Genomic DNA, 15,886 nt, shown 5'->3' with positions numbered 1-15,886 from the left:
GTCCCTCCGCCGCATCCGTCCGCTATTCGACCGGTTCTCGCTGCACGGCGCCAACCTTCGGGATTATCCTTCGCGAAAGACAGACAATGCGAGGGGACGTCATGGCGCGAGCCATTGCAGCGACGCCGCACAAGGAGTCGAAACCGGCATGAGTACGCCCACCCGGAGCTCCACCGTCACCGTCGCCCGGCCGCCGCGCTGGGACAACCGCCGCCGCGCCGAGGCCGCGGACAACACCTCCACAGAGCTCGAGCCCGAGCAGGCCGCCACGCCCGTCGTGGACAAGGTCAACCTCGCGGAGAAGCTCGCCCTGTTCTCCGAGCACTGGTCTCCCAGGGTCGTCGGTGACCTGAACGGCCAGCAGGTGAAGCTGGTCAAGCTCCAGGGCCCCTTCATCTGGCACCACCATGAGAGCGAGGACGAGCTGTTCCTCGTCCTCCAGGGCCACCTGCGCATGGAGTTCCGCGAGCGCACCGTGGACGTGAAGCCGGGCGAGTTCATCATCGTCCCCCACGGCGTCGAGCACCGGCCCGTGGCCGAGGAAGAAGTCCACGTGCTCCTCTTCGAGCCCGCCTCCACCCTCAACACCGGCAACGTCCGAGGCGAGCGCACCGTCGAGCAGCTCCAGCGCCTCTGAGCAGGGCGCGCCCCCGGGCGGCAACCGGGCAGGCGAGCCTCCGGGCTCCCGCGTGTCGGTGGATTCCTCACCGACTCTCCACAGCGCACCTTTGCTCCGGACCCGAGCGGCCCCACCAGGGGCCCGACGCCAGGAGCGGAAGCGATGCGCATCCACCACCTCAACTGCACCACCATGTGCCCGCCTGGACGCCGGCTGATGGACGGGCGGAAGGGCTTCGCCGGGCCGGCGGCACTGACGTGCCACTGCCTGCTGGTGGAGGGCGCACGCGGCCTCATCCTCGTGGACACCGGCTTCGGCCTGCAGGACGTGCTGTACCCGCGCCCGCGCCTGGCGCCCCTGTTCCTCGACGTGTTGTGCCGGCCCCGCCTCATCGAGGAGTCCACCGCCATCCGTCAAATCGAGCGGCTCGGCTTCAAGGCCGAGGACGTGCGCGACATCGTCCTCACCCACCTGGACTTCGACCATGCCGGCGGCCTGGACGACTTCCCGAACGCGCGGGTGCACCTGCTCGCGGACGAGTACCTCCAGGCCACCGCGCAGGCCACGCCGCTGGACAGGGGCCGCTTCCGTCCCCTCCAGTGGATTCACGAGGAGAACTGGGTGACGTACCCCATGGGCGGCGCCGCGGAGCGCTGGTTCGGCTTCGAGTGCGTGCGGGACTTGAAGGGCCTGCCGCCGGAAATCCTGCTGGTGCCGCTGGTGGGGCACACGCTGGGGCACGCGGGCGTGGCCATCCAGTCCGACGACGGCTGGCTGCTGCACGCCGGGGACGCGTACTTCTACCACGGGGAGATGGACCCGGACCGGTACCGCTGCACGCCGGGGCTGCGCTTCTACCAGAAGCTCATGCAGAAGGACGGGTACCAGCGCTGGTACAACCTGCGCCGCCTGCGTGAATTGGTGCAGCGGCACGGCCGCGACGTCACCGTGTTCTGCGCGCACGACTCGCTGGAGTTCGAGCTGCTCGAGGAGCGCGAGAAGGCCCCCGGCGAGTCCCCGCTGCGCAGCTTCCTGGCGCCCGGGACGGAGTCCACGCTGCACGCGTGAGCCCGCGGCTCAGGACGGAGTGGGCGGCCCTGGCGGTTCCGTCTCCGGGCCCGGCTCCAGACCCGGCGCCAGACCCGACTCTGCGCCCGGCTGGGACAGCGGCAGCTCCACCGTGAAGAGCGCGCCCTCGCCGGGCGTGCTCTCCACGCGGATGACGCCGCCGTGCGCCTCCACCAGTTGCTGGACGATGTAGAGCCCCAGGCCGAAGCCCGCGTGCTTGCCGGCGGAGGGCTCGCGCTCGAAGCGGTTGAAGATGCGCCGCTGGGACTCCGGGGCGATGCCCTGGCCCAGGTCCTTCACCCGCAGCCGCGCCCTCGGCCCCGGCCCGCGCTCCACCCGCACCTCCACCGGGCGCCCCTTGCCGAACTTCAGCGCGTTGGACAGCAGGTTCGTCACCACCCGGTCCAACCGCAGCCGGTCCCACCGCCCCACCAGCCCCAGCTCCGCGTCGAACATCAGCTTGCAGCCCGCCTCCTCCGCCTGCTCGGCGAAGCGCTCCACCACCTCGTGCGTCAGGTCCGCCAGGTCCACCTGCGCCACGTCCAGCACCAGCTTTCCCGACGACAGTCGCGACAAGTCGAGCAGGTTGAGCAAGAGCTGCCCCAGCCGCTGCGTCTGCTTCAGCGCCGCGCCCAGTCCCTCGCGCATCTTCTCCCCGCCCGAGGGCAGCTCCATCCGGTGCAGCCGGCGCAGCAGCAGCTGCAGCGTGTTCAGCGGGTTGCCCAAATCATGCGCCGCCACGCCGATGAGCTCCACCGCCTCCTGTGCCTCGCGGAACAGCCGCGCATTGTCGAGCGCGAGCGCCGCCCGCCCCGCCAGCTCCTCGACGAAGAGCTGGTCCGTCGGCGTCAGCAGCCGCTCCGGCGAGGACGTCAGCAGGACGAAGACGCCCCGCGTCTGCGCCCCCACCCGCAGCGGCACCCCGAGGTACGAGTGGACGCCCACCCGCTCCATCAGCGCCAGGTGCTCCGCGTCTTGCGCGTTCTGCGCCAGCGCCTCGTGCGCGACGTGGCTGACCAGCTCCGAGCGCCCCGTGCGCAGCACCTGCCAGATGCCGCCCGGCGCACCGGAAGGGGGCGTGTAGCGCCGCACCGCCTCCCATATCCACTGCTCCTTCTCCGGCACCACGTGCTTCACGGCGCGGGGCCTGAGCTCTCCCGAGGGCGTCAACAGGAACAGCAGGCACACGTCCGCCACCTCGGGCACCATCAGCCGCGCCAGCTCCGCCACCGTCAGGTCCGGGTCCAGGAACTGGTGGAACAGGCGCCCGGCCTCCGCGAGCAGCCGCTGGGTCTGCTCCGTCCTCCGCCGCTCGGTGATGTCGCGCGACACATGGGCGAAGCCCTGCAGCTCTCCGTGCGCGTCGCGCAGCGCGGTGATGATGACCTCGGCGAGGAAGCGGGTGCCGTCCTTGCGCACGCGCCAGCTCTCCATGCGCAGCCGCCCGTCCCTCCGGGCCCGCGCCATGTCCCGCTCCGGCTGCCCCGCCCGCACCTCCTCCGGCGGGTAGAAGACGGATGCCGGGGTGCCGAGGATTTCCCGCTCGCTGTAGCCCTTGATGCGCTGCGCGCCCGGGTTCCAGCTGGCCACGCGGCCCCGCGTGTCCAGCAGGTAGATGGCGTAGTCCTGCACGCCCTCGACGAGGGACTGGAAGCGGTGGGCACTGACCTCCGCCTCGTACTGGAGCGGCCGCAGCCGCCGCGTCAGCACCCAGGCCAGCACCGCGGCCACCGTCAGCCCGAGCCCCGCCGCCAGCAGGATGAGCAGGTGCACCCGTCGGTCCGCCTCCACCGCGTCCTGGATGCCCAGGGACAGCCGCTCTTCGCTGCGCTCCGCGAGAAGTCGCAGGGCCTCGAAGGCACGCTGGCGCGCCTCGCCCACGCGCTCCTCGAAGATGTCCTCCAGTTGCTGGCGGCTGATGCGCAGGTCCTCCGCCGTCAGCAGGTTCCGCACGGACTCCTCGTGCTCCAGCTCCGCGTGGGCGGCGGACTCCAGCAGCCCGGCCACGGGCTCGCCGTCGAGCCGGGGCTTGAGCCGCTCGTAGGTGGCGATGAAGCGCTGGCGCGACACCGCCATGTCCTGCGCGAAGAGCGGGTCCCCCGACAGCGCATAGCCGCGCCCGCTGGACACCTTGTCGCTGAAGGCGCGGCGCAGCCGCTCCACCTCCAGCAGGTCCATGGAGAGGTCGAGGATGCGCGCCTTGTTGCTCGTCCGCACCGACAGCAGCGCCACCACCGAGGTGCCCGCCAGCACGAGCGCCACCAGCAACGAGGCGATGAAGCCCGCGCCAATGCGCTGCGTGAACGTCCACGGACGCCCCACTCCGCCCCCCTCCGGCTGCAACGTCCGGCTCCGCCGCGTGCAAGGTGGACGGCCCGCTCCACCGCAACCAGCCGTGCTGACGGGTGGCACACTGTCGGGAACCGGGCGCCGCCGGGGCGGTGCGAGCGTCCGCTCGCGTCTGTCCACCGGTCGCCAGATGGAACACGCAGGCGCTGGGCAGGGGCCTCGCGAGCCACCACGTTGTGACGCGGGCGGCGGTTCAGGGTGCGGCGGGCGGACATGCGGGGCGAAGGACGTCGAGGGGCGTGGGTCTGGGCGTGTCTGCTGTCGCTGTGGGCGGCGTGTACCGACACACGGCCCCCACCCGATTCACATGGCGCGCGGCAGCCCTCGCACTGCGAGCCCATGACGTGCGCCTTGCAGGGCATGGACTGCGGCATCGCCATCGACGGCTGCGGCGGCACGCTGGACTGTGGCGGCACCTGCCCCTCCGGCGAGACGTGCGGCGGCGGTGGCAAGCACAACGTGTGCGACGTCGGGCCCTGCGTGCCCCTTACCTGCAAAGCCCTGGGGAGCAACTGCGGCCAGGTGTCGGACGGGTGCGGCCACGTGCTCGACTGCGGGGCGTGCGCCGCGCCGGAGACATGTGGCGGAGGCGGCACGCCCAACGTCTGCGGCAAGCCGTCGTGCGTACCGGACACCTGCGCGGGGCTGGGCAAGGACTGCGGCACCGTGCCGGACGGATGCGGCGGCACGATGGAGTGTGGGGCCTGCGGCCCGGGGCAGACGTGCGGCGGAGGCGGCGCCCCCAACGTGTGCGGCGACGACACCTGCGTCCCGGCGACGTGCGCGGCGCTGGGGAAGAACTGCGGGCCGGTGTCGGACGGGTGCGGCGGCATGCTCGAGTGTGGCGCCTGCCCGGAAGGACAGACGTGTGGCGGCGACTCGGTGCCGAACGTGTGCGGGGGTGAAGCGTGTGCGCCGGCCACGTGCGAGGCCCTGGGCAAGAACTGCGGCAGCCTGCCGGACGGCTGTGGCGGGCTGCTCTCGTGCGGCACCTGCGCGCTCGGCCAGACATGCGGCGGAGGTGGCGAGCCCAATGTCTGCGGCGGCGGCGCGTGTACTCCGGCCACGTGTGAGGTGTTGGGGAAGAACTGCGGCCCGGTGCCGGACGGGTGTGGCGGCGTGCTCGAGTGCGGCGTCTGCACGGCACCGGAGACATGCGGCGGAGGTGGCGAGCCCAACGTGTGCGCCCCGCCGCCCTGCACTCCGGCGACATGCGAGGTGCTGGGGAAGAACTGCGGCACGGTGCCCGACGGGTGCGGCGGGGGGCTGGACTGCGGCACATGCGCGGTGGGACAGACGTGCGGCGGTGGCGGCGCGGCCAACGTCTGCGGGGCGCCAGCGTGCCGGCCGTATACCTGCGGCCTGCTGGGGAAGAACTGTGGCTCCGTGCCCGACGGCTGCGGCGGGACGCTGGACTGCGGCACGTGCACGGCGCCCGAGTCCTGCGGCGCGGCGGACGTACCCAACGTCTGTGCGTCGACGCAGCCGGTGTGCACGGACAGGGACCTGGGCAACACGTTGCCGGTGACGGTGAAGGGCTCCACCGCGTACGCGGGGGATGACCACGTGGCCTCGTGCGGAGGCCGGCCCGCGCCGGACCGGGGCTTCCGCTGGACGGCGCCGAAGAGCGGCACCTTCACCTTCGATACGGCGCGCTCGGCGCTGCGCTCGCTGATTTCGGTGCGGCGCGACGGGTGCGGCGGCGCGGAGGTGGCGTGCGCCACGGACGGCATCAGCTACGGCGGCGGCGCGCGGGTGACGGTGCCGCTGGTGCAGGGAGCGTCGGTGCTGGTGGTGGTGGACTCGGCGAGCAGCGACCGGTTCAGCGCGGGCCACTTCGAGCTGCACATCGACGAGCTGCGCGCGAGCGAGGCGGGTGCGTGCTTCGACAACATGGACAACGACGGGGACCGCTGGGTGGACTGCGCGGACACGGACTGCCACGGCACGCCGGGCTGCGACGGGCGGGGCTGCGCGCACCACGACCTGGGCAGCGCGCTGCCCGTCACCTTCCAGGGTGAGACGGCGGGCTCGGGAGACGGCTTCCAGGGCACCTGCGGCGCGCTGTTGCAGCAGGACCGCGCGCACCTGTGGACGGCGCCGCGCGCCGGGACGTTCGTCTTCGACACGTCACCGGGAGGCTGGGGCAACGCGCTCTATGTCCTCACCGGCTGCCGGGGCACGGAATTGGGCTGCGCGGCCAACCCGAATGCCAGCGCGCAGGGCTCGCCCGCGGTGAAGGTGACGCTGGAGCAGGGACAGACGGTGCTGGTGGTGGTGGACGGCATGGCCCACCCCGACCAGGACACGCCCATCCGCTACACGCTCCACGTCAGCGAGTACGCCCCCACGGAGGCGGAGCGCTGCCTGGACGGCGCGGACAACGACGCGGATGGCAGGGCGGACGCGGCGGATACGGACTGCCGGTAGCGCGCCCGGGCCATCCGCTCCGCTCAGGCGCTGCTCGGCACCCGCGAGTAGCGGAACCGGGGCCCCGCGGTGAAGCCCGTGCCCGGCACCGGCGTGGTCATCAACTGCGCGACCTGGACGCGCAGCGAGAACATCAGCCCGATGGCCGGGTTCAACTGGCCCGGCTCGCCGTTGAACGTGAGGTGCAAGGCATTGAGCAGGCTGCTGTACGTGGCGTCGAACCGCTCCGCCAGTCGCCACGCCTCCGAGTCCACCGGGTACGCCTGCGCCCCCGGGTCGTCTCCCATCGGCAGCACGCCTGCCGCGTCGAACGGAATCGGCTCGCCCGAGTACGAATAGCCCTCCGGCACGCTCGCATCCGGCACCAGCCGGCGCCCGTGGCGAATCTCCGCGAAGCGGTAGTAGTGCGCGAGCTGCCCGTCCGGCCCGAGCGGGCTCGTCCGCGAGCCCTCACCCTGCGCGACGATGAGGTCCAGCGCCCGCTTCGCCGACGCCACGTCCTTCACCGCGAACAGCTCGTCCCGGGCGAACCAGCCCGTCACCTGTCTGTCCTTGCGCCCCGTGAAGATGCGCGGCCCCAGCTCGTCGAGCTTGTCCTTCAGCGACTCGTAGAACTGGCCGATGGTCCGGTACTCCGGCAGCGCCGCGGCGAGCGCGCCCACCGGGAAGACGAGCGGCGTCTCCGGCTCCTCGATGACCATGAACGTGTCCTCGATGAGCTCCAGCGACAGCCGGCGCAGGTGCACGATGAAGGGCTGGCCCGGCTCGCTGCCGATGCCCATGGGCAGAGGGCCCGGGTACGTCGGCAGGAAGCCCGGCGCGTTGAGCACCGGGTGGCCTCCAATCGCGTTGAGCACGTTGGCCGCCAGGCTCAGGTGCAGCATCTCCTGCGTGACGATGCCTCGCAGCAGCGCGGCAATCTCCGGCAGGGCGCCTTCCTTGATGGAGTACAGCGCCGTCAGGTACGGCGGAATCGTGGCGTGCTCCAGCTCGATGGCCTTCTGCAGACAGGCCCTCAAGTCTTCCAATGTGTCGAGACGCGGCTTTCGAAGGTAGAGCATGAGGGCCTCGGACTCACTCGGACTGGATGCGTTGAATCAGCCGCGCGGGCAGCGAGATGAGCCGCCGCTGCTTCGAGATGAGCGTCTTCGACTCCTCGGGGCTCGCGGTGGACGGCTGCGGCTCGGTGGAGGCAGGGGCCAGCGCCCGGGGCTCCACCGCCGGACGCGGCACGGGCGTGCCCTGCCTCGGCTTCCCATCCGGTCCCGGGTTGCGCAGCCACTCGAGAATCGCCCGGCGCTTGCCGCCCGACAGGGCCCGTGTCACCGGCATGTGGTTCGGGTCCTCGCGCGGCAGGCCGAAGGCGAACGCCAGCAACTGCGTGTGCCGCGCCAGCTCCTCGTAGTTCCCCAGGTCCAGGATGCGGCCCATCACGGGATAGAGGTTGGCGTACTGCTGGAAGATGGGCTGCAGGTGCTCGTGCCACGACGGCAGCGCCGGCACCGGGAATGCGTCCCAGACGAGCACGCTGATGAAGTCCGCCGGGTTGTACCCGAAGGCCGGCGGCAGACCCTCCGTGAAGAGTTGGGCCACCTCCTTCAGCAGGTACCGCACGCCATACACCTGCCCGTCGATGTAGCCGCGCGGCGCGCCCGGTGACGACGCGTGCAACTCCAGCGTGACGCGGCCGTCGCGGTCCGTGTGCACGCACTCCTCGAAGGTGAGTGCCTCCACCGGCGTCGCGAAGGCGGGCACCGGCCCCAGCGGCCCCGGGCCGACACCGGGCTGCAAGCCGCTGCTGTCATGCCACGCCACCACCGTGGCCCCCGGGTACGGCTTTCCGTAGCGCGTCGCATACAGCTCCACGCGCGCCGTCTCTCCCGCGTCCAGCCGGTGCACGAAGGTGTCCGCGCGCAGGTGCACGCCGCCCTCGTTCTCCTTGAGCACCACCTGCCCCGCCACCGCCACCGCGAGGCGGCTGTGCTCCAGCGCGCGCCGCTCCTCCTTCGTGAGGGGCCTGTCTTTCGGGAAGGCCTGGATGCCGGCGGTGCTCTCGTACCAGTCCGGCCTCCGGTAGTCCGCCGCGCCCAGCGAGTGGAAGCCGCCGTCCGCCTCCAGGTAGCCCACCTCCACGTCACCCACGTCCGCGAGCGGGCCCGCCACCGTCGCCGTGGGCAGCGCGTTGCCGAAGTCCGCCAACACCCCGTCCCGCCGCGAGTCCACCACGCACGGCACGAAGCCCAGCGGAGCCACCGGCGCCTGGTTCGCCACCCGCGGCAGCAGGTGCCGCCCGGCGACGAAGTGGCGCGGCTCGTGGTGCTCGTACGGGCCGAGGGTGCCGACAATCCGCCCCAGCGTGAAGCCCGGCAGGTGGGCGCTGCTGTTGTACCCGTCCAACATGAACCGGATGGACAACAGCCCCTGCGGCGCCGCGCGGCTCAGCTCCCGCAGGAAGCGCGAGTCCGGCAGCGAGCCCCAGTCCACCGGGCCGATGACGGACTGGTAGAAGCACGACGCGCCCGAGTCTCCCCGGTACGGCCCGAGGCTCTTCGCGCGCGACCAGAGGTCCGAGAAGGCCGCCACGTGGAAGCGGCCGGAGAACAAGTCTCGCTCGCCGTCGCTCAGACGCAGCAGCATGCCCCAGACTTCCGAGACGAGCTGCTGCTGCGGGTCCAGGTCCACGAGCTTGCCGGCCACGCGCTCGTTCGCGTCGGCAATCCACATGCCCACCACCGGGTCCACCTGGGGCGTCGTGGCCGAGCCGCCGTCCGCGTAGCAGACGCGTGTCACCTTGCAGCCCACCAGCCGGAAGGCACCCGAGCCATCCGGGTTCCACCAGCCCTTGTAGTCACCGCCCGGGACGCGCGTCTCCTGGTACTCGGGCTTGAAGCGCGCGTTGTCGAAGTGGCGCACGTCGTTGTTGACGGTCACCGGGTCGGACTGGAAGCGCCCCGCGAAGTGCAACCGCACCGGGTCCAGGTAGCTCATGCGTCCTCTTCCACACTCGGCGCCGGGCGAACATGCCCCGACGCGCCTGTACGTGGAAGAACAGGCATACCCGAAAAGCCTGAGACTTCGAAGCGACGGGGAGACTACCCGTCCTTGGACGGGGAGGCGGCCGGAGCGCCGCCCTCGGGCGCCGCGAAGGTGCCGGTCTCCGGGTCCACGGACCAGGCGGAGAACTTGTGCTGCGTCACGTCCCGCAGCTTCCCGCCCTCGTAGCAGACCTTGTAGATGAGGAACTGCGGGTTGATGAAGTTGGGCGTCCCGTAGCGGTAGCAGTCCGCCCCGCGCTCGTCCTGCTCGAAGGTAATCGGGCGTCCGAGCAGGGCCACCACCTGGTCCGACGTCATGCCGCCGCGCAAGGACTTGATGCCCTGCGGGGTGACGAGCCGGAAGGTGTGCTCCTCGTTCTTCGCCAGGGTCCAGAAGCCGACGCCCAGCACCACCGGAAACAGGGCCCCCAGCAGCGCCAGGGCCCAGCGGCCGCGCGGCACGGGCCGGCCGTCGTCCTTGAAGGCAGTGAACAGACCCGTCGAATCCGACTCCGGGGAGGCTCTCAAGGTGGTTTCTGTCGCGCTCACGTCGCCTGACATGCCGACCTCATATCCCGGGTGCAAGAAAGTCCACGCCGCCCCACGTTTCCCACTGCTCGCTCGCCACCCGAGGAATAGATGGCCTGTGAGCCTGCTCCCCCAGGTAACGGGGAAGTTTACAAAGTCCAGGACACCCAACTGCTACATCGTCCCCACAAGGCGTTCAAGAGGAGTCACGGAACCATGGCGAAGCGCGGTGGCGGGCGGGGTGTCACCCAGAAGCCCCTGGAGCGGGATGTCATTCCCGCGGGCACGGAGCCGACGGACACGGAGCTCTTCTTCAACCGCGAGCTGTCCTGGCTGGCGTTCAACGACCGCGTCCTCCAGCTCGCCGAGTCGGCGGACATCCCGCTGCTGGAGCGCCTGAAGTTCATCTCCATCTACGCGCGCAACCTGGACGAGTTCTTCATGATTCGCGTTGCCCGCCTGCACGAGCAGGTGCGGGGCAACCTGGCCCGGCTGGTGCCGGACGGCGCGTCCCCGAGCCTCACGCTCGACGGGCTGCACCAGGGCATCTTCGAGCAGGGCCGCCGCCACGCGGACTGCTTCGAGAAGGTGCTGCGCCCCGCGCTGGCGGAGAAGGGCCTGCGCATCCTCTCCGCGAAGGATTTGGACTCCGAGCAGCGCAACCAGGTGGATCAGCGCTTCCGCGAGCAGATATTTCCCGTGCTCACCCCGCTGGCCATCGGCCTGGGGCGGCACTTCCCGTACATCTCCAACCTGTCGCTCAGCCTCGCCGTGCTGCTGAGAGACCCGGAGGCGGACGAGGAGAGCGTGGCGCGGGTGAAGGTGCCCAAGGAGCTGATTCCGCGCTTCCTGCCGCTGAAGGGCAACGTCTTCGTCCCGCTGGAGGAGGTCATCGCGCAGCACCTGGCGGACCTGTTCCCCGGCATGCAGGTGCTGCACTGGGGCGTCTTCCGCGTCACCCGCGACGCGGACTTCACCGTGTCCGAGGACGCCGAGGACCTGCTCAAGGCGGTGGAGACAGAGCTGCGCCAGCGCCGCTTCGGCGACGTCATCCGCCTGGAGGTGGGGGCGGGCATGAGCCCCAAGCTGCTGGAGCCGCTGGTGGAGGCGCTGGGGTTGGAGCAGCGGCAGGTGTACGAGGAGCACGGCCTCGTCGGCCTGTCGGACCTGGCGGCCATCGCCTTCGGGCCCGGCTTCCCCGAGCTGAAGGACGCGCCGTGGACGCCCGTCACCCAGCCGCGCCTGCGCCCGGACACGGACGTGCAGGACGGCGGCACCGTGCTGTCCGCCATGCGCCGGGGAGATTTGCTCGTCCACCACCCCTACGAGTCCTTCGGCTCCTCCGTGGAGCGCTTCGTCGCCGAGGCGGTGGCGGACCCGGACGTGCTGGCCATCAAGCAGACGGTGTACCGGACGTCGGACAGCTCACCGCTGGTGCCCGCGCTGATTACGGCGACGGAGAACGGCAAGCAGGCCGTGTGCATGGTGGAGCTGAAGGCGCGCTTCGACGAGCGCACCAACATCAAGTGGGCCAACGCGCTGGAAGAGGCGGGCGTCCACGTGGTGTATGGGATTCCGTCGCTGAAGACCCACGCGAAGGCCATCCTCATCGTCCGGCGCGAGGGCGAGCGGGTGCGGCACTACGTGCACATCGGCACGGGCAACTACAACCCGAAGACAGCGCGCCTCTACACGGACCTGGGCCTGTTCACCAAGGACCCGGACATCGGCGCGGACGTGGCGGACCTGTTCAACTACCTCACCGGCTTCGGCCGGCCGAAGTCCTTCCGCAAGCTGCTGGTGGCGCCGCTCACCATGCGCGAGGGGCTGATGGAGGAAATCAAGCGCACCATCATGGCGCACACGCTGGAGCGCCCCTCGCGCATCCAGATGAAGATGAACGCGCTGGTGGACCCCGCCATCATCCGCGCGCTCTACGACGCGTCCAAGGCCGGCGTGAAGGTGGAGCTCAACGTGCGCGGCATCTGCTGCCTGCGCCCGGGTGTGCCCGGCGTGTCGGAGAACATCCGCGTGGTGTCCGTGCTCGGCCGCTTCCTGGAGCACTCGCGCGTGTACAACTTCGAGCGCGGGGCGGAGACGCGCTGCTACATCGGCTCGGCGGACCTGATGCCTCGCAACCTGGACCACCGCGTGGAAATCCTCGCGCCGGTGGAGGACCCCACCCTGTCAGCCCAGGTGCGCGACATGCTGGACCGCTGCATGGCCGACAACACCTCCTCGTGGGAGCTGATGGCGGACGGCACGTGGAAGCGCCGCACCCCGCCCTCCCCCGCCGAGAAGCGCTCCGCCCAGGCGGAGCTGATGGAGCGCTCCCTGCGCATGGCGCAGTTCCAGGGCGGCCGGCCGCTGCCCTGAGACGACGACGCCGGTGCTCCCTTTACGAGAGCACCGGCGGTTCCAATCATTCACACGTCGCCACCCGCGTGGTGCCCCAGCTGCCATTGACCAGACACGGCGCCGTTCAGGCCTACCGGGCCGAGGAAGGCCGTACTGTCCACGATGCTGCCGCTCGGGGGCGCCGGCGGCGGATGGAGGACCGCCTGCGAGCTCTCACCGAGCTCTGGCACTTCAGCGACTTCTGTTTGACCACACGCGCCCAACACCAGCGCGGAGAGCGCCCAGCAAAACGTACGCACCAGGTAGCCACGCCTAGACTCACTTCCAGGGGGAGGAGGGGGACACAGGGGATGTCCCGAAAACGTGGCGCGCCTTTGCCACACTTGAAGACTGGAATTCAAGTGAGGGCACCGTTTTTCCACAGACCTGGAAATTAATCAAAGACTCAGGGGTCGCGGCCACCCCGCAGCCCGCGGGCGGCGTCCTCGAGGCGGTGGGCTTCGACCTCCTGGACCTCGCGCCAGTCAATCCAGCCGGAGCGCGCCGCATGCCGCGCCGCGGCAGTGGTGTCGTCCACCACGAGCAACTGGCTGCCGGCCTCGCGGATGTCCGCGCCAATCTTCTCCAATTCCTCCGCTCGGCGCGGGTGGCCGGGCACGTTGCGGATGTAGACGCAGAGGATGCGGCCCGGGTACTCGCGGCAGATGGTGCGGTAGTGCTCCGCGTCCTCCTGGCCGCTGTCGCCGATGAGGATGAAGGGCAGGCGCTCCATCGTGTCCATGAGCCCGCGAATCTTCTCCAGCTTGTGCCCGTGCCCGCCCCCGGGTGCGAAGCCGTGTCGGGACAGACCCCAGTCGCGCAGGAGCAGCGGCCCCGGGGGGATGTGGTGCAGGCCGAGGAACTCGTCCAGGTGCTCGTACAGGTTCCACGGGCTGCTGGAGACGTAGAAGATGGGGTTGTCCGCCGCCGCGCCGCGCCCGCCCTGGAGCGCCGCGTAGAAGGCATCCACGCCGGGGAAGGGCAGCCGCACGCGGTGCTCGGTGAGGAAGAGCGCCCACGCGCGCTTGAGCGGATTGGTGACGCCCGTGACGATGACGGTGTCGTCGATGTCGCTGATGACCCCGTACTCGGCGCTCCGGCCCGCCACGCGCACCGGCGCGGCCACGCGAGGCACGCCGTGTGCCTCCGGGGAGAGCAATTCCAGTTCCACCATGTGCCAGCCGGAGCGCACGCCTTCCGGCGGCGGCACCCACAGCTCGAGGAAGCCCTCCTCGTCGGTGGTGCCCTCCCAGCGCTTGTCGCCCCAGCGCACCGCCACGTGCGCGCCGGCGATTTCGCGCGTCATGTAGCGCTTGTAGGAAGCAATCGCGCTGCCCACCAGCGTGTGCCGCTGCTGCGGCGGGCGGACGTGTCTGTCCTCCAGGACGCGCGCCTTGATGACGGCGCGCTCGGCGGTGCCATAGCCCCGGTAGGGGAGGATTCGCAGCGGCGGGGCGATGCCCAGCTTCTGGCGCAGGCTCCGGCTCAGTGCGTCGTAGTGCGCGTCCGCTCGGACGGCGAGGCGATAGAAGGCTGGGAAGAGGTCGGCCATGGCGCAGGGCGTAAGAAGAGTCGGTGTGAGACTGTAGAAGACTCCAGGACCCGCGCGGGGCAATCCCGCGAGGAGCGCCACCCGGCCGACACAGCCCGTGACGGCCGCGGCGTCCGTATCGACACTGTAGTTCCCCCTCTACCAGGAGCATCACCTTGCTGCGTCATTCCACCCGCTGGTTCCTCGCCGCCGCCGTGCTGTTCGTCGGCACCGTCGCTGTCTCGCAGACGTCGCCGAGCATCACCTTCCAGTCGCCGTCGCAGAACTGGAACGTCTTCGCGTCGTCCAACCCGCTGCCCTTCGGGCAGACGGCGGCCATCAACTACAGCGCCGACCGGCTGACGCAGTGCCGCGGCAACATCAACGCCACCACGCCGGGGTGGACCATCACCGGCCACTACAAGTTCAACAACGGCCCGGTGCAGGACTTCTGGGTGGCCGGCTTCTCGTCCGTCCCCAACCCGCCCGCGCCCTCGATTCCCCTCAACACCAAGGGCGACCTGTCCATCTGGTTCGAGAACACCAGCCGCTGGGGTTGCCAGGCGTGGGACTCGAACTACGGCAACAACTTCCACTTCAACGTGCAGTGACGTGAAGGCCGCGGGAGCGCGGACGGTGTGGTTCGCGCTCCCGGGGCATCACATGCCGGCGACGCCCGCGATGCCGGACCTGAAGCGGTAGATGTAATAGGGCGCGTTCGCGGCGATGTGCTCCTTCGACTGGAGCATCTGGTGCGGAATGGCGCTGTCCGCCACGTAGAGCCAGCCGTCCGGCCCGTGGCTGAGCGCGTCCGCCCAGCGGATGCGCGGCGACTTCACCAGGGTCTCCAGCCGCCCCTGCGGGCTCATGCGCAGCACCGCGCCGTGCTCCACGTCGGTGATGAGCACGTTGCCCTCCACGTCCGCGCTCAGCCCGTCGTTCAGCGGCTTGCGGCCCACGGCCTGGAGCCGCTTCTCCAATTCCTCCTCGGAGAGCGACGCGTCCCGCAGGTCCGCCGCGCGCACGCGGTACATGGTGTCGTGGTTCATCGCCGCGAACCACACCCACTCGCCCGACGGGTCCATGGCGATGCCGTCCACGCCCGCCTTCAGCGCCGCGAGCCCGCCGAAGAAGACCATCTCCTTGATGGGGTTGCGGATGATGAAGTCCTGAGGGAACACGGACGCGTGACCGTCCAGCACGCGGCGCGCCTGCTTCGCCGCCACGTCGTAGACGACGAGCCCCGGCTTGCGCCGCCAGAAGGCCACGTCCGCGATGAACACCGTCTCCCCCTTCGCGTCCACGCGCAGGTCCTGGAGGAACGAGCCCGGCGGCGCCACGTTGGGCGGAAAGACGAACTCGTGCGCGAGGTGGCCCGTGGCCAGCTCGAAGGCCAGCAGCCGCGGCGTGCCCATGGCGTGGTTGCCGTGGTCGATGACCCAGAGCCAGTCGCGCCGGTCGATGGTGACACCCAGCGGCGTCTCGAACAGCTTCGCCTGGAGCTCCGCGTTGGGGTACGGCACCGCCTTGCCGTCCACCCACTCGAGCAGCTTCGCGCCCTCCGGGCGGCTCTCCGGGTGGATGGTGAAGAACAGCCGCCCCGTGGAGGACACCGCCAGGTTGCCGATGGGCTCCGGACTCTGCGCCACCACCTCCAGCGCGCTGTCCGGCAGCAGCGGCATGCCCGTCACGTCCGGGTACGGCTCACCGCCGCCGTAGCGCAGGCGCACGCCGCCGGCCGCGAGCACCAGCAGCGCCGCCACGCCCCCCACCACCTTGAGCCACGTCGCGCCCCGGCGGGGCGCGGCGGAGGGAAACGGTGCACCAGGAAGGGGAGTCGGAGCGGCCACGGAAAGCCTCGCGGGAAATGACCTGGAGTCACATATAAGTGACTGGAGGTCACCTGTCGAGCCGGCGCGACGCCGGTGT

The 15,886-nt window shown here is 70.6% G+C and carries 11 protein-coding genes; 5 read left to right on the top strand and 6 right to left on the bottom strand.

The features are described 5' to 3' along the window. Window positions 1–148: 148 nt before the first annotated feature. Both G4D86_RS13615 and G4D86_RS13610 read left to right on the top strand, forming a co-directional pair. Window positions 149–637 carry a cupin domain-containing protein gene (locus tag G4D86_RS13615; RefSeq protein WP_163993532.1) on the top strand — a complete coding sequence of 163 codons (489 nt, stop codon included), beginning with the start codon at window positions 149–151 and terminating at the stop codon, window positions 635–637. 144 nt (window positions 638–781) lie between these two features. After that, on the top strand, window positions 782–1,687 hold the full coding sequence (locus tag G4D86_RS13610; RefSeq protein WP_163993530.1) for an MBL fold metallo-hydrolase: 906 nt from the start codon (window positions 782–784) through the stop codon (window positions 1,685–1,687). A 9-nt stretch (window positions 1,688–1,696) separates the two neighbouring features. Here G4D86_RS13610 and G4D86_RS13605 read toward each other — a convergent pair whose 3' ends face one another. Beyond that, window positions 1,697–4,009 (bottom strand): ATP-binding protein, encoded by a 2,313-nt coding sequence (locus tag G4D86_RS13605; RefSeq protein ID WP_163993528.1) that lies wholly within the window; start codon window positions 4,007–4,009, stop codon window positions 1,697–1,699. A 240-nt stretch (window positions 4,010–4,249) separates the two neighbouring features. On the opposite strand from G4D86_RS13605, the gene G4D86_RS13600 reads away from it, so the two are divergent. Beyond that, window positions 4,250–6,466, top strand: coding sequence for a tryptophan synthase alpha chain (locus G4D86_RS13600; protein ID WP_163993526.1), 2,217 nt, complete (start codon window positions 4,250–4,252; stop codon window positions 6,464–6,466). Between the two features lie 23 nt (window positions 6,467–6,489). On the opposite strand, the gene G4D86_RS13595 is transcribed toward G4D86_RS13600, so the two are convergent. The 3 genes from G4D86_RS13595 to G4D86_RS13585 all read right to left on the bottom strand — a co-directional run bounded on the left by G4D86_RS13595 (window position 6,490) and on the right by G4D86_RS13585 (window position 10,029). Then, window positions 6,490–7,527 (bottom strand): ferritin-like domain-containing protein, encoded by a 1,038-nt coding sequence (locus tag G4D86_RS13595; protein WP_163993524.1) that lies wholly within the window; start codon window positions 7,525–7,527, stop codon window positions 6,490–6,492. Between the two features lie 13 nt (window positions 7,528–7,540). Further along, window positions 7,541–9,454 carry a hypothetical protein gene (locus tag G4D86_RS13590; RefSeq protein ID WP_163993522.1) on the bottom strand — a complete coding sequence of 638 codons (1,914 nt, stop codon included), beginning with the start codon at window positions 9,452–9,454 and terminating at the stop codon, window positions 7,541–7,543. A 104-nt stretch (window positions 9,455–9,558) separates the two neighbouring features. Then, a complete protein-coding gene (locus G4D86_RS13585; protein ID WP_240360227.1) occupies window positions 9,559–10,029 on the bottom strand; it encodes a hypothetical protein in 471 nt (156 codons plus the stop codon). A 216-nt stretch (window positions 10,030–10,245) separates the two neighbouring features. Here G4D86_RS13585 and ppk1 point away from each other — a divergent pair, with 216 nt between their 5' ends. Beyond that, the gene (gene ppk1 / locus G4D86_RS13580; protein WP_163993518.1) at window positions 10,246–12,405 is read left to right on the top strand and encodes a polyphosphate kinase 1; all 2,160 of its coding nucleotides are present in this window, start codon (window positions 10,246–10,248) and stop codon (window positions 12,403–12,405) included. A gap of 427 nt (window positions 12,406–12,832) precedes the next feature. Here the strand turns inward: ppk1 and G4D86_RS13575 are convergent, their stop codons facing one another. Continuing rightward, window positions 12,833–13,978 carry an App1 family protein gene (locus G4D86_RS13575; protein ID WP_163993516.1) on the bottom strand — a complete coding sequence of 382 codons (1,146 nt, stop codon included), beginning with the start codon at window positions 13,976–13,978 and terminating at the stop codon, window positions 12,833–12,835. Between the two features lie 155 nt (window positions 13,979–14,133). Between G4D86_RS13575 and G4D86_RS13570 the strand changes: the two genes are divergently transcribed. Continuing rightward, the gene (locus G4D86_RS13570; RefSeq protein ID WP_163993514.1) at window positions 14,134–14,568 is read left to right on the top strand and encodes a DUF6209 family protein; all 435 of its coding nucleotides are present in this window, start codon (window positions 14,134–14,136) and stop codon (window positions 14,566–14,568) included. Between the two features lie 48 nt (window positions 14,569–14,616). On the opposite strand, the gene G4D86_RS13565 is transcribed toward G4D86_RS13570, so the two are convergent. Beyond that, window positions 14,617–15,807, bottom strand: coding sequence for an SMP-30/gluconolactonase/LRE family protein (locus G4D86_RS13565; RefSeq protein WP_163993512.1), 1,191 nt, complete (start codon window positions 15,805–15,807; stop codon window positions 14,617–14,619). Window positions 15,808–15,886 lie beyond the last annotated feature (79 nt).

Source organism: Pyxidicoccus caerfyrddinensis (assembly GCF_010894405.1).
GTDB classification, from domain to species: domain Bacteria; phylum Myxococcota; class Myxococcia; order Myxococcales; family Myxococcaceae; genus Myxococcus; species Myxococcus caerfyrddinensis.
The sequence above is the reverse complement of the archived record's forward strand: the minus strand, read 5'-3'. Positions and strand labels throughout refer to the sequence as shown.